This window comes from Aeromonas australiensis, assembly GCF_000819725.1.
Classification (GTDB): Bacteria; Pseudomonadota; Gammaproteobacteria; order Enterobacterales; family Aeromonadaceae; genus Aeromonas; species Aeromonas australiensis.
In genome coordinates this window covers 16,406-36,191 of record NZ_CDDH01000077.1, presented here as the reverse complement: position 1 = coordinate 36,191, position 19,786 = coordinate 16,406, and the positions used below count along the sequence as shown (strand labels likewise).

The window sequence follows — 19,786 nt, the reverse complement described above, 5'->3', positions numbered from 1 at the left end:
TCCCAAATTGTGGTTTGACGCACACTCGTTACACTGAAATTTATGCATTAACTAGTGGATAACGCCCAACCGGGCACTCTACCACGAAGCCGCTTGCCTCGACTTGTGCCACCGTCAGAGGCTTACTGAACAGATAGCCTTGGAACACATGGCATCCTTGGGTCTGTAATGCTGCCAGCTCGTGAGGCTCTTCCACTCCCTCTGCCATGATCCCCAATCCCAGATTGGTGGCCATGGCTGCGGTCGCCCGGATCACCGGCAAGTTGAGTCCGACCACGAAAGAGCGGTCCAGCTTGATATTGTTGATCGGCAGTCGGTTGAGGTAGGCCAGAGAGGAGTAGCCGGTACCGAAATCATCGATAGCAATTTTGAGTCCCAGCTCGCTCAAGTCATCGAGGATACCCAGACATCCCTTCATATCGAGCATCAGCACGGTTTCGGTCAGCTCCAGCGTCAACAGGGAGGCATCCACCCTATGCAGCTCCAGTTGCTGGCGGACGTGTCCTGGCAACGTAGCTGAGAGCTGGAATCCCGAGAGGTTGACAGAGACCGGCACTCGCTGTTGGAAGCGGGTCTGCCAGCTGGCCATCTGAGCCAGCGCGGTGGAGAGCACCCAGCTGCCGATCTCGCGGATCAACCCCATCTCTTCAGCCAGCGGGATAAACTCCGCCGGCGACACATGACCGAGTACCGGGTTGTACCAGCGCAGCAGCGCCTCGTAACCAATCAGGCGCTGTTGGGCCACATCCACTTGGGGCTGGTAACAGAGGCTCAGCTCCTGACGGCCGATGGCTTTGGCCAAAAACTGCTTGAGGTTGAGCTTGCGCTGCAGAGTTTGCTGCATGCTGGGAGTGAAGCGCTGCCACCGTAACCGCCCCATCTGTTTGGCCTGATACATGGCCATATCAGCCCGGGTGATAAGATTGTCCCCATCATCTGCATCATCGGGATAGATGGCGATACCGATACTGCCGCCAATGGTCACTTCAGGCAGTCCGCTAAGTTGCAGCGGCTTGGTCATCTGGGAGAGCATCTTATCTGCCACTTCTTGCGCTCGTTCCGGCTGATTGTCTAACGGCACTAATGCCGTAAACTCATCGCCACCGAGACGCGCCAGCTCCACGTCGCGCGGGCAGATCTGTTTGAGACGACCGGCAACCCGCTCCAGCAGGCGATCGCCCGCCTTATGGCCGTAGTTGTCGTTGACCAGTTTAAAGTTGTCAAGATCCATGAAAACCAGCGCGAAACGCTCACCCAGACCACAGTAGGCCTCGAGGGACTTCATCAAGCCATAGCGGTTGAGCAGGCCGGTCAGGGAGTCGTGCCAGGCGAGGTGGCGGTGTTCCAGTTCTTCGAGCTTGCGGTCGGTGATATCGCGCATGGTGAGCAGAATGCGAGCACCCTGCTGAATATAGCGAAACTGATACTGGAACCAGCGCATCCCCTTGAGGGTGCGACACTCTCCCTCGGTGACGACCTCATCGAGACGGGAAAGCTTCTGGTAAAAGCTGCCGTTATTACCGGAGAAGATCTGTGCGAGCTTGGCAATCCGGTGGCCGAAACAGTTCTCGAAGTGGTAGTTGCCGCTCTCGAAATGACCATTGCTGTCGAACAGGCAGGCCAAGGTGTCGCCACTCGCCAATGATGACTCCTGATAGAGGGTATCGGAGTCGAGCACCGCCTCGGTCATCATCATCAGACGGCCAGCCAGCTGAATGCCGGAGAGGCGCAGATAGATCTGCTTTTTGACCCCCTTTGGAGAGAGAGTCCACCACTCGTTGTAACTACGTCCCTGCTGAAAATCGCCCAGATAGCGCTGCAACAACAGATCGATGGCGGTCGCCATATCGGCAGAAAAGTCGCGAGTGCAGAGTTCGTCAAGAGTGGTTGCCTCCCACACAGGGAGCGCGGCACGGTTTGCCCAGAAAATACGATGATGCTCGATGTCGTACACCCAAATCGGGGTATGCAGTACATCCATCGTCTTCAGTAACCGTTCGTCGAGCGTTTTCATCTGGTCAAGGTCATTCATGCGAGAGGGTCACTGGTTAACAACAGATCTGGCAGTGCGCCAGATGCAGAAGACAAGGTGCAAACGGCACTCGACCACCATGCTTTTTAACATAGCCAAGAGTAAACAACGCCATTGCAGAGATAAGCAACAGGGGAGCATATTCTGAAATACAGAAACGAACGTTGCCAAACCACCTGTTAAGCAGAGTAAATCACATTGTCGATTTTTATCTTTTTTCCCCAATAAAAACAAGTACTAAGAGTTTATCACACGAGACCCTGGGACACAAAAGCATTATTTATAGTGATAATCATTACTAATGATCTTTAAGTTAATTGAGGGGAGGGTCTTTATTTATTGTCACAAAGCCTTCATTAATTAACCAATTGGATGGCTTTGTGGTGAAAAAATAAGCGATGCGGGCAACAAAAGTGCGGCGGAAAGGGCGCATGATATACTCGGGTCATGGTTTCACTGTGAATGATCAAAAAGCGAATATATGACTCAGGTCACATTATTAAAAAGGAAAAAAATAGCGCGAGACAGTTTATGCCGACGTTTACGATCGCCTCGCGGATAGCATCACCGCCGGAGTTGAGTAGATGGAACGATGTGGCTGACCGTCACGGATTGACTCCCAGTGGTGATGAGCCAAGACGCTCAGGTAGCCAAGTTGTGAATAAGCGGTCGAGAATTGGTATCAACAGAAATCGAACCCAGATCAATTAAACGCTGAATTGCCCTTGCCAACCAGAGACACTCTTTTTATGGTTGCCCCCTTGTTACACCCAGAACAGCGTTTATGAAGCATATCGAAGAGTTCTACCTGTTCGTCAAGGTGGTGCAAGAGGGAGGATTCTCCCACGCAGCTGCCGCACTGGGCATGCCAACAGGCACCATCAGTCGACGCATTTCCCAGCTGGAAGAGCAGCTTGGTGGCTCCCTGCTACATCGCTCTACCCGCAAACTCCGCCTTACCGATGAGGGCCTCAGATACTACGAGCGTCTCTGCACGCCGCTCGCGCAAATCGAGCAGGCCACCAGCGAGATCCAGGGTAAAGAAGCCGACATCACAGGGCTTATCCGGATAGCGGCGCCGATCGCACTCTCCAACACCATCCTCATCGATATGCTGGCCGAGTTCGGCCTGCACTATCCCGAGGTACAGTTCGATATCACCCAGACCAATGACCACCAACATCTGTTCGACAATGACCGGGACCTGGTGTTCTTCAACGGTGAACTCCCCCAATCGATGCCCAATGCGGTTTGTCTCGGTCATATCGAGTACGGCCTGTTTGCCTCACCGCTCTATTTGGCCAAGAAGGGCACCCCTTCTCACCCCAATCAACTGGAAGAGCACGACCTCATCTACTGCTGGCCACACCAGCACTGGCAGCTGACCGACCAGGATGGCCAGAGTGTCTGCGTCAAACGCAGTGCCAAACTGACCGTCAACCAAACCCAGGCCGCCGTGCGTGCAGCCCGACGTCATCTGGGGATCGTCAACGCGCCCCAGCACTATCTGAGTAGCTTCCTTCATGATGAGCAGCTGGTGCCGGTACTGACCGACTGGCAAACCGGCAATCGTCCCTTTTACATGTTGTGTTGCCAGCACCAGTTCGCCCCGTTGCGTGTTAAGATGTTCACTGAATTTGTTGAAAAATACTCAGCGCGCTATCGTAATCGGCAGTGGGACAACCAATTTTCACAAGGTGACAGCCTCAGCCATTGCATCTGACCGTTAGCGGGCCACACTTATAGCATCCCTTGCCAACAGAGCCTGCCTAACACCATGAATGTATTGATATGTGATGACTCCGGGTTCGCCCGCAAACAGCTGGCACGGGCACTTCCGGCCGACTGGAAAGTCGATTTGCACTATGCGAGCAATGGCCTAGAAGGGATCGAACAGGTTCTGATGGGTCATGGCGATCTCATCTTCCTCGACCTGACCATGCCAGAAATGGACGGTTACGGCGTGCTGGAAACCCTGCAGCGGGAGGGACTACGCAGTAAAGTATTCGTGGTCTCCGGCGATATTCAGCCGGAGGCGCATCAAAGGGTCATGGGACTTGGGGCCCTCGATTTTATCAAGAAACCGGCCTCCCCGGAGGCCTTGGGCGCTCTGCTCAAAGCCCATGGTTTCTGGCAACCGGCTGGAGTGCCTACTACTCAGTCCCATATCCCTAGCCCCCCGGCCAGCGAGCCTGCACTTGATACAGGCGTCAAGATCAGTCCCGAAGTCCGTGATGTCTATCAGGAGCTGGCCAACGTCTCCATGGGACAGGCGGCCGATTTGCTGGCCCGTTTGCTCAACGCCTTCGTGGTGCTGCCCATCCCCAACGTCAACGTGCTGGAGGTCTCTGAGCTGCACATGGCCCTCTCGGCGGCCGCAGATTCGGATACCCTCTCCGCCGTCTGTCAGGGGTTTATCGGGGCAGGGATTGCCGGTGAAGCGCTGATCCTGTTTCATGACTCCAGCTTTAAGGACCTGGCCAAGCTGATGAATCATCAGGGAACCCTGGATCCTAGTGTCGAGCTTGAGTTGCTGATGGATACAGCCAATGTGCTGATCGGCGCCTTTTTACGCGGTTACGCCAGTCAACTCGATACTCCGTTCAGCCAAGGTCACCCTGTGGTACTGGGCCAGCACAGATCCATCAAGGATCTCATCAACACCAACAAAAGTCTCTGGCGTCGAACCCTGGCTATCGAGATCAACTACCGGATCCAGGATTACGCGGTACAGTGCGATCTGCTGCTGCTGTTTACCGAAGATTCCATCGCCACCATGAACAACAAAATCATGCACATGCTTTAGGAGTGACTATGGAAATCCGTGAATTTCATTGGCTGATGAACATAGTTCAGAACCTGGACGTTGGGTTGGTGGTACTCGACAAGGAGTACAAGGTACAGGTGTGGAACGGTTTTATGGAGAGCCACAGCGGGCGGATGGCAGCCGAGGTGCGCGATGGTGTCCTGTTCGATCTCTTCCCTGATGTTGACAGGGCCTGGTTCGAGCGCAAGGCCAACATGGTGTTTCAGCTCAACAACCGCGCGTTCAGTACCTGGGAACAGAGGCCCTACCTGCTGCGCTTCTCCAACTACCGCCCCATTACCGGCTCGGCCCCCCACATGTTCCAGAACCTGACGCTGGTGCCGTTGGCTGATTTCGGTGGCCAGGTGACCCACATCGCAGTGATGATCTACGATGCCACCGATGAGGCCATGCAGATGAGCGGCCAGCGGCAGGCTTGAGCGTGTATCGAGTAGGGGGAGGCCTCGACGTTTCCGCCCTCTCATACCACCACACTTGTTGTTCCGCATACGATGCCTTGTTGTGGTTCAACAAAATCCCCGGTCGACCCTGCTGCTGTAGAACAATCCGGAACCTGTCATGGCTTCCGGATTAATGTGATTGCAGAGCAAGCCTCCCTTGGTTCAGTCATCAGCAATCTTGCCTTGCAACCTTGGGGCTGACCATCGGTTTTTATGGCGAAAAGGCAAACGTTTCCCCTTCCAGCCCTTGTCTATACTGACTCCATTATTTAAATCGGGCGACTTTTCGGGGCGGCGGATTGTGTTAAAATCCCGCCCCTCTTTCCCCCAGAGCACAAGAACATTGCCATGAAATTTCCCGGTCAGCGCAAGTCCAAACACTACTTCCCTGTCGACAGACGCGATCCCCTGGTGCCGCAAAATCCCCTGTTAACCGAGCTGGGCAAAGCCTACGTGGTCGGGATTGATCAGACCCTGGTTGATATCGAAGCCCATGTGGATGAAGACTTTCTGACCCGTTATGGTCTGAGCAAGGGACACTCCATCGTCATTAATGACGACGTGGCAGAACGCATTTATGACGAGCTCAAGGCCAACAACATGGTGGTGAGCGAGTTTGCCGGTGGCACCATTGGCAACACGGTTCACAACTACTCGGTGCTGGCAGATTCCCACTCCATCCTGCTGGGTGTGATGAGTCAGGACATTCGCATCGGCTGCTACGCCTACCGTTATCTGTGCAACACCTCTTCCCGCGTCAATCTGGACTATCTGCAGCCGGTGGATGGCCCCATCGGCCGTTGCTTCACCTTCATCACCGAGTGCGGCGAGCGCAGCTTCGGCATCAACGCCGGCAAGATGAACCAGCTGGATGTGCAGCACATTCCTGAAGATGTGATCAAAGGGGCGTCTGCACTGGTGATCACCGCCTATCTGGTACGCGGTGACGATGGTGATCCGATGAAAGAGGCGGCCATGACCGCGGTGCGTTATGCCCGCGAGGCCGGTATTCCCGTGGTGCTGACCCTGGGCACCCGTTTCGTTATCGATGAAAATCCCCAGTGGTGGCGCGACTTTATTGCCGAGAACGTCACTGTGCTGGCGATGAACGAAGACGAAGGTGAAGCCCTGACCGGCATCGCTGATCCGCTCGGTGCGGCCGACAAGGCGCTGGATTGGGCCGACATGGTGCTCTGTACTGCTGGCCCTATCGGCCTCTACATGGCGAGCTACACCGACGAGGACTACAAGCGCGAGACTACCCATACCCTGTTGCCCGGCGTTATCCCCGAGTTCAACATGTATGAGTTCAGCCGCCCGATGGCCCGCGCCAAGTGCCGCAAACCGGCCCGTATCTACTCCCACATCTCCCCATACATGGGCGGCCCGGAGAAGATCAAGAACACCAACGGGGCAGGGGATGGGGCGCTTTCTGCCGTGCTGCACGACATGGTGGCCAACTCCTATCACCGGTTGAATGTGCCCAACTCCGCCAAGCACATCTCCGAGTTCCTGACTTACTCCTCACTGGCCCAGGTGTGCAAATACGCCAACCGCGTCAGCTACGAGGTGTTGGCCCAGAGCAGCCCCCGTCTCTCCCGCGGTTTGCCAGAGAAAGAGGACAGCCTGGAAGAGGTTTACTGGGAGCGTTGATCTCCTGATCCTGCAAGACGCCTCCATCGGGAGGCGTTTTTGCAGGCAAATATGGGTTATCCCGGCTTTTTTCCCGGAATAACCCCAATATGCTTGAGTCCATGTCACTTTTGCGACACCATTTGGCCATCGTATTGTCGCCCGACAATGCTGCAGCACCCGAAAGAAAGAGAGAACCCCATGAGCATGCTTAACGACAACCTTGACGCCAATTTCCAACTGTTTATCGAACAAGTCCGCGAGTCGGGTCAGGTGTGGGGTCTGCGCTATGGGGAAGACTGGGTCGTCTGCCGCTCCGCCGAATTTGAAGATGCCGACGTGATGCCGCTCTGGTCTGCCGAAGAGGACGCCCGTCTGCACTGCGTCGATGAGTGGGCCGATTACGAGCCGGAAGTGATCGATCTGGAAGAGTTTCTCGATATCTGGATCAACGATCTGGATGAAGATGATGTGCTGGTCGGTCCGAACTGGAACGCCGACCTGGAAGGTCAGGAGCTCGAACCCATCGAGCTGGCCAAGGCACTGGTTGAACTGGACGCCTGAAAGCGCCTCCATTGATGGCCTGAACGCACAGGCCATCGGGACAAAGACCGGCATCCGTGAGGGGGCCGGTCTTTTTTATGGTCGAATGGCCCGATTGATGAGTTAAAAGCCGATTTGCCTTTGCACCCGTCAGGGGGATGGTCCATCATCAACCTTTTGCCAAGGGAGGAGCGCCATGTTTGTATTCGACGTAACGGGAGCTGCGGGTGAGAAGGCCAGCATTCGGGTGCAGGCACTGGATTGGGCGCAAGCCGGGCCTGTTACCTTCCAGTGCGATGATGATCAGCTGGCGGTCGTGCTCCTGAGCGGTTGTCGTTGCGATGCGGTGGGCTTTTTCAATCTGCTGGCGGGGTGCAAACCACTCTATATCGAGCAGTGGCTCAGCTATCTGCAAGAGAGCGGCCGCATTGGCAAGTGGAGCCACCAGACCGAGAGCCCCGCCGATGGGGACTATCTGGCCAGAGCCGGTCTGGAGCACGATGATCTCAATACCCTGCTTGGCCAGGTCTATCAGGTGGCGGGGTTCAACCGGCTGCAAATCAACCGTTACCTCAAAAACCGCCACAACCCCACCACGCTGGCGACCCGTTACGATCAGAAAGAGCTGGAGCGCTACCGCCAGCTCAATGACATCATTCTTACCCTGCTGAAGCTGAAGCATCCTCAGTAAAGAGCCCCAGCTGGCTGATATCCGGTCGCAGCGGTTGCGGCCGGGCGATGAGATAACCCTGCAAGCCATCCACATACATTCCCTGCAGTAGCTGTTTCTGGCCAAGCTGTTCCACCCCCTCTGCAATGACCTGGCACCCCATCCGATGTGACACATCGACGATCATTCGCACGAACTGCTGGTTGGTCTGATCCTGTTCCAGCCCGGTGATCAGGGCAGGATCCAGCTTGATGTAGTCGGGCTTGAGCTCGCGAAACAGGGTAAAGGAGCCAATGCCCTTGCCGAAGTTGGCGATGGCCGAGCGGCTGCCGTTGCGGCGCAGCAGTTCAAACACCCGCTTGGCGCCGGTCAGGTTGCGCTCCAGATGCTCTTCATCCAGCTCGAACACCAGATTGGCGGTGGTATTGGGATCTTTGAGCAGCTGGCGGTCGAGCCAGATCAGGAAGGCGCTGTTTTGCAACAGGTTGGGGGAGAGGTTGATCCCCCAGCGGCTCTGGTTGGCACCAAAGGCACGGTACTGGCGCATGATATGGGTAATGACCAGCTGCTCCAGCCGCATCACCATATCCAGTCGCTGGGCCATGGCAAACAGGGTGTCGGTGGGCAGGGCGGTGCCGTCGCTGCCGCTGAAGCGGGTGTAGATCTCGTTGTAGGCCAGCATGCTGCGGTGCAGCGGCTGGATCGGTTGATAGGTAAAGCTGAGCCGCTCTTGCGCCAACACTTCGGTCAGCACGTCGCGCCAGTGGTGTTGCCCCTGCAAGTCGGAGACGCTGTCATCTTGCTGGATGGCCCAGCCGTTGATGGTTTCGGTCTGGGCGCGAGCCAGCGCCAGATCCGCTCTGGCCAGCACGGCTTCAATTTTCTGGCCGCTGCTGAGTTTGGTCAGCCCCGAGTAACCAGTGCTCTCCAGCTCGTGCTGATCCTGATAGTGATCGAATGCCACTTTCAAATCCTGTCCCAGCAGATGGGGGGGAATATTGGCGACCGGTTGTACCAGCACGGCAAAATCGGCCCCCGAAATGCGGTAGACCTGATGGCCCGGGAAACGGCTGACAACGCGGGTGATCAGAGTCGCCATGTCCTTGATATAGGCATCGCCGGATTGAAATCCCCGTTGAGCGTTGATCTTGCCAAGCTCGGTGGCGCGGATCAGCACCAGGGTGGCGGTCTGGGTGTCTTGATCGCGTTGTAGCAGCTCCGTCATGTCGCGGCGAAAGGCGTGGCGATTAAGCAGCTGGGTCAGCTCATCTGTGGTGGCCAGGTTGCTCAATTCAGTCAGCTTGCGGTGCGCTGTCTGTTCGGCGTTTTGGTACTGATCCAGCAGCTCCTGCAAGGCTTCACGTGAGGCAGAGTCATCAAGCTGAGAAGGGTCATGACCACGGATAGCCTTGAGCAAACAGAGCGCCTGATGTTGCGTCCACCCCGCTATGGTACGCAAAGCCAGCATCAGCACCAACATCATCCCCAGCAGCGTAGTGAGCAGTATAATGGCCGTGGTCAGCGGGGGGGTTTGCAGCCCCAGCCAGACACCCTGTAGCAGTAGCAGTGGAATGGTAACTGCCGCGGCGACTAGCAACAGGGTGCGTCTGATCTGTTGAACCATCTTGTCTTCCTTGAAGTGGTTACATGGATGTGGGAATTTTAATCAACTTTGTAGTGCAAAACATGTTCTTCCTCGCAACTCGATGAAAAGGGTCAATTGAAATCGGTTAAATGTGAGTGAAACCACTTTTAGCCAGCCCAAAACAGGCCAAGATAGTTCGAAAGTAGATCGAATAAGGCAGAGGTAAATCATGTTGTTAGAGCCCGAAAATAGTGCCAAGGCACGGCAGTTGCTCAATCAAAGCATGGCGCTGGTGTTGGCGGGGGGACGCGGTAGTCGTCTGAAACAACTCACTGACAATCGAGCCAAGCCAGCAGTCCATTTTGGTGGCAAATTCCGGATCATCGATTTTGTCCTCTCCAACTGCATCAATTCGGGGATCCGCCGCGTTGGTGTCGTCACCCAATACAAATCTCACAGCCTGCTGCGCCACCTGCAATCGGGTTGGTCCTTTCTGCGTTATCAGATGAATGAGTTTATCGACCTGCTGCCTGCCCAACAACGGGTGGACGAGGTGCACTGGTACCGTGGCACTGCCGATGCCATCTATCAGAATGTCGACATCATTCGTGACTACGGCCCCAAATACCTGGTAGTGCTGGCTGGGGATCATATCTACAAGATGGACTATGCCGCCATGTTGCTCGACCATGTGCGGCTTGGTGCCAAGGTGACGGTGGCCTGTATCGAGGTGCCGAGGGCTGAGGCCTCAGCCTTCGGTATCATGGATATCGACGAGCAGCGCAAGATCCGCGCCTTCGTGGAGAAACCCGCTAATCCGCCCGCCATGCCGGGCTGCCAGGATCGTTCGCTGGCCTCCATGGGGATCTATATCTTCGAGGCGGAGTACCTCTACCAACTGCTGGAGGAGGACATCCTCAATCAGGACTCCAAACACGACTTCGGGATGGACGTGATCCCCCGCATCGTGGAGGAGGGAATGGCGTTTGCTCACCCTTTCAATATGTCCTGTGTCGGGGCGCGGGAAGGACAGAGACCCTACTGGCGTGACGTGGGTACGCTCGACTCATTCTGGGAGGCGAATATGGATCTCGCGTCCGTGCTGCCCGAGCTCGATATTTATGATCAGAACTGGCCCATCTGGAGTAGCCAGACCCTGGCGCCGCCGGCCAAGTTTGTGCAGGACCGCAACGGTCAGCATGGCATGACCATCAACTCCATGTTCTCGGGCGGCACCATTGTCAGTGGTTCGTTTGTGCTCAACTCGGTGCTCTTTACCAGTGTGCGGGTGCACTCCTTCTGTACTCTTGACCAGGCTGTCATCTTCCCGGGGGTTGAAATAGGTGCAGGCTGCCGCTTGCGTCGGGTGGTGGTGGATAAAGGATGTGTCCTGCCCGATGGGCTGGTGGTGGGTGAGAATGCCGATGAAGATAGCCGCCGCTTCTACCGTTCCGAGCAGGGGATTGTGCTGGTGACCAAGGAGATGCTAGATAAACTGATGTGAGTTTGGTGAGTGGCGTCAGTGCCTTGAATCATCCCTGAGATCATGATGAGAAGGGAGCCCTTAGAGGCTCCCTTCTTTTTTCAGTCAAGGGAGAATGACACCTTGAACGCAGTGTCATCGACCCAGAGAGAGGCGGTTTACAGCAATTTAAAGGGGATCACCAGACGGCCCGGCTCTACTTTGAGGGCTTCAACCTTATCTTTGATCCTGGCTTCGTTCTGGCGGCTGCTGTCGAGGCGGTAGACCGGGGTCTGCGACAAGAACAGGGAGAGCGACTGATTGAAGGTGGGCAGCAGCGGGGTAAGGGCGGCCCCGATATCGGCCGGCTCGGTCTTGACCGAGATCAGCTCAAGGTCGCGCAGATAGATGGCGCCCTGATCGGCCACATAGTCCGGGCGGGCGCTCAGGGCAAAGCGGATCTTCATCTGCTGGCTGCCAAGGGGGCTGCTTACCTGCAGATCGCCGGCGGCGTCCAGTTCGATGCGATCCGGCTGCTTGCGGCCGATACGGCTCTGCATCTCATCCAGACGGATCTTGCTCGACATGATGCCGGGGATCCCCAGCTGTTTTTCAAAAGAGACCTGCTTTTTGAGGTACTGGTTGATTTCAGCCTCGCTGACATTGTATTGGGTCAGGGAGCAGGCTCCCAGCAGCAGGGCGAGGGGGAGTAACAACAGCTGTTTCAACATGATGGAGTCCGTTTGGGCAACTATGATGGCGCTATCTTACGCGATAACGGGCGTGGAATGAGAGCCCCATACCGTTGGAAAGCACGGAGTTGCTGCATTCCCGATTGTTTTTTGGCAAGCGCCGGGTTCATCATCGACGAGTGAGCGGAATAGGGCTGAGCTGTTGACTGCGGGCGTAGATATACGCCTTAAGCAGAGAGAAGAGAACAGAGAGCGAGAAGAGCAAAGAGAACGAGGAGAGCGCAATGGTTCGGATGGGCAAGGTTGGCCGCAGGGCGCTGCTGTGGCTTGGCTGCATGATGGGGCTCTGGAGCTCGTCCCTGTGGGCCGAGGTGAAGGTGATGCCGGTCTTCGAGGCGCAAGGGGCGGTGCAGACCCTCAAGGAGATTTACCCTGAGCTTGGGGTAAGTGCCATGGGTAACCAGCTGGTGCTGAGCGGTACGCCAGCCCAACTGCAGGAGGCCGAAGCCACCTTGGCCCAGATCAACCAGCCACCGCAAAGCCTGCTTATCGAGTGGCGGGTGGATGGTGCCGCCAGCGGTCAGCAACTGGGGGGCTCAATCAGTCGCGATGAGGCCAAGCGGCAGTGGCTGCTTGATGGCAATGCCCAGCAGTACCAGCGCCGCCAGAGCGACAGCTGGCAGGTGCGCGGACTGTCGGGTCGCCCCGTGCTATTGCAGATGGGTACCTATCAACCGGTCACCTTCTATCAGTGGAACGGGGGGGCTGTGGTGGGGATGATGCCGCTGGTGAACGGCCTCTATGCCACGGCCACCTTGATTGGCGATCGGGTGCAGATTGCGCTCAGTAGCGAACAGGCGAGGCTGGATCAGGGCACCATCAATCGTGGGCAGAGTGCCACCGAAGTGAGCGGGGCCCCGGGTCAGTGGCTGACGGTGGGGGAGCTATCCACCAGCGCGGCGCAGCAGGGCAGCACTCTTGGCACGCAGTTGCAGGGTGGGCGTGGCAGCCAGAGCGAGCGCCAGACCCTGCAGATCCGGGTCACTCGTCAATAGGTGTCAGCCCCGTCAGTGGGGCTGATCTGCGGCATACTCCCGCAGTTGGCGACTGCGCAGCAGATACCAGAGCGCCCAGAGGCTGGCCACCAGCACCAGGGCGGTGGGCCAGCTGAACGACCACTGCTGCAGATTGAGGCTGTGCAATTGCATCAGCAGACCGCTGACGGCAGAGCAGAGCAGCAGCAGCGGGCTGTGGCGCCTGAGCTTGGCGCGCATGCTCTGGGTTCGCTGATGGGTGCCCCCGCAGGCGAGCAACGCCAGCATGGCAGGTACGTCGGTCAGCAGGCTGAGGTAGAGGGTGATCTTGTCCGGATAAAAGAGGGTCAGGATCTCGCTGCCGCTTTCGCGGGTCACTCCCGCCATCAGAAATAGCCAGACCGAGCGTGTCAGCAACAGGGCGATAGGCCAGAACCAGAGGGGCGGGCGCAGCTGGCCGTGATCGTCATAACGGTGTTCGGGGTAGAGGGTCATGGTGGCCCGATATCCAATCTTGTGATGCAAATGATGAAGGGGATATGGGGCGGTGAGCCGCCCTTTGCAAGGCGTGAGCGGGAACGGGAATTAATCGGGGGGCCATGCCCCCCAATCCGTCTCTTCAGACATCGCAGCGCGCGTCGGTGGTATTACAGCCAGCCCTTGCGCTTGAAAAAGAGCCCGGTGCCGAGCGATGACATCACCATCAACACCAGTGACATGGGATAACCATACTCCCAGGCGAGCTCCGGCATGCGGCCGAAGTTCATGCCGTAGATACTGGCGATCAGGGTCGGCGGCAGGAAGATCACGGCGGCTACCGAGAAGATCTTGATCACCTTGTTCTGCTCCAGATTGGTCACCCCCATGGAGGCCTCCAGCTGGAAGTTGATCTTGTCGAACAGAAACTGGGTGTGGGGCAACAGGGATTCCACATCGTGCAGCATCTCGTCGATCCATTTGTTCTGCTCCAGGCTCATGCGCTGGCGCAGGCTGCGTTTGAGGAAACGCAGGGCGCGGCGGGTATCGTGCAGGGAGAGACGGATCTGGCCGTTGGCCTCCTCCTGCGCCATCAACTCTTTGAGCATGGGGTTGATCTGATCCGGCTCGAAGATCTGATCGGCGGTGTTTTCCAAGGTCTTGTAACCATCTTCGATAAGGTCGGAGAGGTACTCCACCTTGAGGTTTTGCACCTCCAGCAGGATGTCGAGGGCATCCTCCACCTCCAGCCTGTCCTGGCGCATATAGTGGCGCAGCAGGCGCACCAGCCCGATGTCATCTTCACGGATGCTGATCAGCAGGTTGTTGCGCAGGGTAAAGGAGACGTGGACACCCTTGGTGTCACGACCGATCCGCTGGGGAAACAGGGAGTGAATGTGCAGACCGTCAGTATCCCAGTAGAAACGGGCTGACGCTTCGATGTCGTCGAGCTCTTCCTTGTCGGGGACCTCTTCCAGGAACAGGCCCGTCAACCATTCTCGCTCTGCCGTGTCCGGCTTGTAGGCATCCAGCCAGACCGTGTTGTCAGGTACTATGTCGTCAGGCCCGAGCGTGACTATGTCTAGCACCTTGTTATTGAGAATGTAGGCGGTGATCATCTGTCCCCCCTTAAAAAGTCATGGGTAATCAGGGATGGTTGCACAGGTCATGCGGCCTTAGATCGCGAAGAAGGCGATCCCGTGGATAAGCAGATCGGGCCGATGGAAAACCTGAATGCGGCGAACTATACAGGGGTGGGCCCCGCTTGTCAGGGGCTATTCATCAGGGATTCAGCTTGTTTGTCCAAAAAAACAGCGAGGTCGGAGCAGCCGCGCCAACCTCGCCAGTATCGATCTGCTCTGCACCGTTACCGAACTGACCGGCGATCAGATAAGGGGGGCATCCCCTGCATATCGGGATCGTTATGTCCGGCTTCCCCTTCGTGGCAGTGCATTACATATTGGGATAGTTGGGCCCGGAGCCCCCCTGTGGCGGTGTCCAGATAATGTTTTGGCTGGGGTCCTTGATATCGCAGGTCTTGCAGTGGATGCAGTTGGCGGCATTGATCTGCAGTTTGGCCGCGCCTTCCGTTTCCAGCACTTCAAACACCCCTGCCGGGCAGTAGCGTTGGGCGGGTTCGGCCCAGGTAGGCAGATTGACCTCGACCGGAATACGCTCGTCCTGCAGCTTGAGGTGGCAGGGCTGATCCTCGTCGTGACTGGTGTTGGCCAGATACACAGACGAGAGCTTGTCAAAGCTCAGCTTGCCATCGGGTTTGGGATAATGGATGGGCTCGCAGCGGCTGGCCACGCGCAGCTGACGGTAGTCGTGAGCCTTATCGAGCAGCTTGAAGGGCGAGTTTGCGCCAAACAGCCGTTGCTCCAGCCAGTTGAAGGCACCGCCGAGCCAGGGACCATAGCGGTGAAGCGCCGCGCCGAAGTTGCGTGCCGCCTTGAGCTCGCGGGCCAGCCAGCTCTGGTGCAGCGCGTCACCATACTGGGCCAGATCCCGGCCCCCTTCATCGCCCCCCCGCAGCGCCATCACGACGGTTTTTGCCGCCAGCATGCCGGACTTCATGGCGGTGTGGATCCCCTTGATGCGGGAAAAGTCGAGGGTGCCCGCATCGCAGCCGATCAGCAGGCCGCCCGGGAAGTGCATGCGGGGCAGGGCGTGCCAGCCCCCCTTGGTGATGGCGCGGGCGCCATAGCTGATGCGCTCCCCATTTTGCAACACGCCGGCGATAAGCGGGTGATGCTTGAGGCGCTGGAATTCGTCGAACGGGCTGAGCCAGGGATTCTGGTAGTTGAGATCGACAATCAGCCCGACTGCGACCTGATCCCTCTCCATGTGATAGAGATAGAAGCCGCCGTGACTATTGCCTCCCCCCTGCTTGCCAAGGGGCCAGCCACTGCCGTGCAGTACCTGTCCTGCTTTGCCCTGACCTGCTGGCAGTTGCCACAGCTCCTTGAAGCCGATGGCATAGTGCTGGGGCTGGGCAGGGCTTGCCAGATTGAATTCGCCGATCAGCTGCTTGCCGAGATGGCCTCGGGCCCCCTCGGCAAAAAGGGTGTAGCGACCGAGCAGCGCCATGCCGGGCACATGATCTGCTTTCGGATTGCCCGCCCGATCCAGCCCCAGATCGCCGGTGATCACCCCCTTGACCCGGCCCGCGTCCATGATAAGTTCGCTGGCGGTAAACCCCGGGTATATTTCGACTCCCAGTTGTTCCGCCTGCTGGCCGAGCCAGCGGCAGAGATTGCCGAGGCTGACGATGTGACAGCCCTCATTGTGCATCCGGGGTGGCACCGCCCAGGCGGGGAGTTGCAGGGAGCGTTGCTCGCTTTGCAGCAGATGCACCTGATCGTCGCTGACCGGCACGCCGAGCGGCGCTTGCTGCCAGCAATCCGGCAGCAGCTCTTGCAAGGCGACGGGATCAAACAGAGCGCCGGAGAGCAGATGGGCGCCAATTTCGGCCCCCTTCTCCAGTAGACAGACAGAGAGAGTGGCATCCTGCTGTTTCAGGGCGATGGCTGCAGTGAGCCCCGCCGGACCGCCGCCGACGATGACGACATCAAATTCCATTGCTTCCCGTTCCATCTTGCCTCTGCGCTCTGGTTGGCCTAGGGTAATGCTGGTAGTTTACGTAAACGTAAAGCGGTTGTAAGCAAAACTAAGCAAGAAAAAGCAAAAAATCCGGCAAGAGCGTACTGCAACAAACGCAGAGGCACACTAATGAATTCAATCCAAAGAGACGAGGCATGATCCCATGAAGCTGCTGGTCGCAATCAAACGGGTAGTCGACTACAACGTCAAGATCCGGGTGAAGGGAGACGGCTCCGATGTGGAGCTCGCCAATGTGAAGATGGGGATCAACCCCTTTTGTGAAATTGCGGTGGAGGAGGGCGTCAGGCTGCGCGAAACCGGGGTCGCCAGCGAGCTGGTGGTGGTGACCTTTGGCCCTGACGCGGCTGCCGAGCAGCTGCGCCATGGACTGGCGCTGGGGGCGGATCGGGCGTTGCATTATGTCACTGACGAGACGCTCGCACCGCTGACGGTTGCCCGCGCCCTGCACAAGGTGTGTGAGCAGGAGCAGCCGGATCTGGTGCTGCTCGGCAAGCAGTCCATCGATTCAGACAACAATCAGGTGGCCCAGATGCTGGCTGCCCTCAATGAGTGGCCGCTGGCGACCTGCGCATCCGCCCTCAAGGTGGAAGCGGGAGAGCTGCTGGTGACCCGCGAAATCGACGGTGGCCTCGAGACTCTGGGCATGCCGTTGCCTGCGGTGGTGAGCGCCGATCTGCGTTTGAATGAACCGCGCTTTGCCTCGCTGCCCAACATCATGAAGGCCAAGCGCAAGCCGCTTGATAGTTCCCCCTTCTCTACACTCGCCGTTGAGGTGGCCAACCAGACCCGTTTGCTCGGGGTGATGGCGCCGCCAGCCCGCAGCGCCGGGATCAAGGTGGGCTCGGTGGACGAGCTGGTAGACAAACTCAAACACGAAGCGAAGGTGCTGCCATGAATGCGCTGGTGATAGCTGAACATCGTCAGGTGCGATTTGTCGTCGAGGTCGAGCCTGGGTTTCGTGCGCTGATACAGTGGGTGGAACGATTGACTAATGAAGCTAAGGAGCTGCCATGAGCGTGCTGATCATTGCCGAACATCATCAGGGCCATCTGGCCGACAACGTGGCACAACTGGTCACCGCCGCCGGAGCCATCGGCGGTCAGGTTGACCTGCTGTTGCTCGGGCAAGGGTTGACCGAGGCGAGTGAACAGGCGGCAGCCCTCGGCGGCGTCGACAAGGTGTTGCTTGCCGAACATCCCCGCTTGGCCGACGGGCTGCTGGATGGGGTAGACAAGCTGCTGGCCAGCTGGTGCGAAGGTTACAGCCACTGCCTGATGGCGGCGAGTACCATGGGCAAGGCGCTGCTGCCACAGGTAGCGGCACGGCTCGGGGTGGAGATGCTCTCCGAGGTGACGGCGATCGAGAGCAGCGACACCTTCCTGCGCCCCATCTATGCGGGCAATGCCATTGCCAGAGTGGCAAGCTCGGCGCCCGTCAAAGTGATGACGGTGCGGGCCACTGCGTTTGCCAAGGCGGAGACGGGCGGGCAGGCTCCCATCGAACGCTTGGCCGTGCCCGAATTCGCTGGGCGTACCCGGCTGGTCGAGCGCCGCGCGGTGCGCTCCAGCAGGCCCGAACTGACCGCCGCCCGGGTGGTTGTCTCCGGTGGCCGGGCCCTTGGTTCCAAGGCGCAGTTTGCTTTGATAGAAGCGCTGGCCGACAAGCTGGGTGGGGCGGTGGGAGCATCGCGGGCCGCCGTTGATGCGGGCTTTGTCGCCAACGATCTGCAAGTGGGACAGACCGGCAAGGTGGTGGCGCCCGAGCTCTATATCGCGGTCGGCATTTCGGGCGCCATCCAGCATCTGGCGGGGATGAAGGAGTCGAAGGTGATCGTGGCCATCAACAAGGACAGCGACGCCCCCATCTTTCAGGTGGCGGACTACGGGCTGGTGGGGGATCTCTTCACTCTGCTGCCGGAGCTCACCGCCAAACTGTAAATTTGTCAGAAATGGCTGAGCTGTGGTCGTTTGTGCGCACTGCCCGTCATTTCTGTGCATGTTCCCTGCAAGCCCTGACCCGTTCAGGGCTTTTTCTACTGCAAGGGGGATGCAGAGTGACGGTAAAAGGTTGAGCCAGCTCCCAAAAAGCCTTTGATCCGCTGGCTGCTCTTGTGTAAAACCTGACAAGTCATCGATTACTCTCATCCACTCACGGAAAGCGTCATGAGCAAACAGATTTACAACTTCTGCGCCGGCCCCGCCATGCTGCCGGTTGAAGTCATGGAGCGCGCCCAGCGCGAATTTTGTAATTTTCAGGGGCTGGGAGCCTCGGTCATGGAGCTTTCCCATCGCGGCAAGCCCTACATGGCGGTTGCCGAGAAGGCTGAAGCGGATCTGCGCGAGCTGCTGGCGGTGCCGGACAACTACAAGGTGCTCTTCATGCACGGCGGCGGCCGCGGTCAGTTCTCCGCTGTGCCCATGAACCTGCTGGGGGGCGCCAACAAGAAGGCGGACTTTCTGCTGACCGGTGTCTGGTCCCAGAGCGCGGTGGATGAAGCCAAAAAGTATGGCGATATCCAGACCTTCCAGGGGGTTGCCAAGAACGAGCAGGGGATCTCTCACCTGTTGCCGAGCCCGGCGTTTCGCGCCGATGCGGCTTATGTTCACTACTGCCCGAACGAAACCATTGATGGCATCGAGATGTTCGATATCCCGGCCACCGGCGAGGTGCCGCTGGTGGCGGATCTCTCCTCCACCATCCTCTCCCGTCCTCTCGATGTGAGCCGCTTTGGCATCATCTATGCCGGTGCCCAGAAAAATATCGGGCCGTCCGGGCTTGCCATCGCCATCGTACGCGATGACTTGCTGGATCAGGCCAGAGCCGATGTCCCCTCGATTTTCGACTACAAGCTCACTGCCAAGAACGACTCCATGTTCAACACGCCGCCCACCTACGCCTGGTATCTGGCCGGTCTGGTGTTCGAGTGGCTGAAAGAACAGGGTGGCCTCGAGGCGATGGAAGCGCGCAACATGGAGAAGGCCGACTTCCTCTATGACTATCTCGATCAGTCGAGCTTCTACGGCAATCAGGTTGATGTCAGCTGCCGTTCGCGGATGAATATCCCGTTCCAGCTGAAAAATGCCGAGCTGGACAAGCAGTTCCTGGCTGAATCTGAGGCCGCTGGCCTGCTGGCACTCAAAGGACACCGCATCGTCGGTGGCATGCGCGCCAGCCTCTACAACGCCATGCCGCTGGAGGGAGTGAAGGCCCTGGTCAGCTTTATGGATGGCTTTGCCAAACGCCACGGCTGAGAAGAGAGCCCCTATGTG

The 19,786-nt window shown here is 57.8% G+C and carries 17 protein-coding genes; 11 read left to right on the top strand and 6 right to left on the bottom strand.

The annotated features are described in order from the left end of the window. Positions 1–40 precede the first annotated feature (40 nt). The gene (locus BN1117_RS14385; RefSeq protein WP_040098449.1) at positions 41–1,981 is read right to left on the bottom strand and encodes a putative bifunctional diguanylate cyclase/phosphodiesterase; all 1,941 of its coding nucleotides are present in this window, start codon (positions 1,979–1,981) and stop codon (positions 41–43) included. 835 nt (positions 1,982–2,816) lie between these two features. Between BN1117_RS14385 and BN1117_RS14380 the strand changes: the two genes are divergently transcribed. The 6 genes from BN1117_RS14380 (at position 2,817) to BN1117_RS14355 (ending at position 8,165) form a co-directional block, all read left to right on the top strand. Beyond that, a complete protein-coding gene (locus tag BN1117_RS14380) occupies positions 2,817–3,755 on the top strand; it encodes a LysR family transcriptional regulator (protein WP_040098447.1) in 939 nt (312 codons plus the stop codon). 54 nt (positions 3,756–3,809) lie between these two features. Further along, positions 3,810–4,838: a response regulator gene (locus BN1117_RS14375; RefSeq protein WP_040098445.1), complete on the top strand. Its 1,029-nt coding sequence runs from the start codon at positions 3,810–3,812 to the stop codon at positions 4,836–4,838. Between the two features lie 8 nt (positions 4,839–4,846). Further along, positions 4,847–5,278, top strand: coding sequence for a PAS domain-containing protein (locus BN1117_RS14370; protein WP_040098443.1), 432 nt, complete (start codon positions 4,847–4,849; stop codon positions 5,276–5,278). A gap of 369 nt (positions 5,279–5,647) precedes the next feature. Beyond that, positions 5,648–6,952: an inosine/guanosine kinase gene (locus BN1117_RS14365; RefSeq protein ID WP_040098441.1), complete on the top strand. Its 1,305-nt coding sequence runs from the start codon at positions 5,648–5,650 to the stop codon at positions 6,950–6,952. 180 nt (positions 6,953–7,132) lie between these two features. Then, a complete protein-coding gene (locus BN1117_RS14360; RefSeq protein ID WP_005337077.1) occupies positions 7,133–7,495 on the top strand; it encodes a DUF2750 domain-containing protein in 363 nt (120 codons plus the stop codon). Between the two features lie 175 nt (positions 7,496–7,670). Further along, positions 7,671–8,165: a hypothetical protein gene (locus tag BN1117_RS14355; protein ID WP_040098440.1), complete on the top strand. Its 495-nt coding sequence runs from the start codon at positions 7,671–7,673 to the stop codon at positions 8,163–8,165. On the opposite strand, the gene BN1117_RS14350 is transcribed toward BN1117_RS14355, so the two are convergent. Beyond that, on the bottom strand, positions 8,134–9,768 hold the full coding sequence (locus tag BN1117_RS14350) for an EAL domain-containing protein (protein ID WP_040098438.1): 1,635 nt from the start codon (positions 9,766–9,768) through the stop codon (positions 8,134–8,136). The genes BN1117_RS14355 and BN1117_RS14350 overlap by 32 nt on opposite strands. A 190-nt stretch (positions 9,769–9,958) precedes the next feature. On the opposite strand from BN1117_RS14350, the gene glgC reads away from it, so the two are divergent. Then, positions 9,959–11,233: a glucose-1-phosphate adenylyltransferase gene (gene glgC, locus BN1117_RS14345; protein ID WP_040098436.1), complete on the top strand. Its 1,275-nt coding sequence runs from the start codon at positions 9,959–9,961 to the stop codon at positions 11,231–11,233. A gap of 137 nt (positions 11,234–11,370) precedes the next feature. Here the strand turns inward: glgC and BN1117_RS14340 are convergent, their stop codons facing one another. After that, positions 11,371–11,922, bottom strand: coding sequence for a lipoprotein (locus BN1117_RS14340; RefSeq protein WP_040098435.1), 552 nt, complete (start codon positions 11,920–11,922; stop codon positions 11,371–11,373). A gap of 296 nt (positions 11,923–12,218) precedes the next feature. Between BN1117_RS14340 and BN1117_RS14335 the strand changes: the two genes are divergently transcribed. Then, the gene (locus tag BN1117_RS14335; RefSeq protein WP_425283270.1) at positions 12,219–12,938 is read left to right on the top strand and encodes a hypothetical protein; all 720 of its coding nucleotides are present in this window, start codon (positions 12,219–12,221) and stop codon (positions 12,936–12,938) included. Between the two features lie 12 nt (positions 12,939–12,950). On the opposite strand, the gene BN1117_RS14330 is transcribed toward BN1117_RS14335, so the two are convergent. The 3 genes from BN1117_RS14330 to BN1117_RS14320 form a co-directional block, all read right to left on the bottom strand. Next, the gene (locus BN1117_RS14330) at positions 12,951–13,412 is read right to left on the bottom strand and encodes a DUF2919 domain-containing protein (protein ID WP_040098433.1); all 462 of its coding nucleotides are present in this window, start codon (positions 13,410–13,412) and stop codon (positions 12,951–12,953) included. 152 nt (positions 13,413–13,564) lie between these two features. Continuing rightward, complete coding sequence (gene corA, locus BN1117_RS14325; protein ID WP_005337059.1) at positions 13,565–14,512, bottom strand: magnesium/cobalt transporter CorA; 948 nt, start codon at positions 14,510–14,512, stop codon at positions 13,565–13,567. Between the two features lie 334 nt (positions 14,513–14,846). Then, positions 14,847–16,490, bottom strand: a complete 1,644-nt coding sequence (locus BN1117_RS14320) for an electron transfer flavoprotein-ubiquinone oxidoreductase (protein WP_040098431.1) — start codon at positions 16,488–16,490, stop codon at positions 14,847–14,849. Positions 16,491–16,659: 169 nt separating this feature from the next. Here BN1117_RS14320 and BN1117_RS14315 point away from each other — a divergent pair, with 169 nt between their 5' ends. From BN1117_RS14315 to serC, 3 genes are all read left to right on the top strand, one after another. Further along, a complete protein-coding gene (locus BN1117_RS14315) occupies positions 16,660–17,412 on the top strand; it encodes an electron transfer flavoprotein subunit beta/FixA family protein (protein ID WP_040098430.1) in 753 nt (250 codons plus the stop codon). Between the two features lie 115 nt (positions 17,413–17,527). Then, the gene (locus tag BN1117_RS14310; RefSeq protein ID WP_040098428.1) at positions 17,528–18,454 is read left to right on the top strand and encodes an electron transfer flavoprotein subunit alpha/FixB family protein; all 927 of its coding nucleotides are present in this window, start codon (positions 17,528–17,530) and stop codon (positions 18,452–18,454) included. A gap of 225 nt (positions 18,455–18,679) precedes the next feature. Then, positions 18,680–19,768, top strand: a complete 1,089-nt coding sequence (gene serC, locus BN1117_RS14305; RefSeq protein WP_040098426.1) for a 3-phosphoserine/phosphohydroxythreonine transaminase — start codon at positions 18,680–18,682, stop codon at positions 19,766–19,768. Positions 19,769–19,786: the final 18 nt, after the last annotated feature.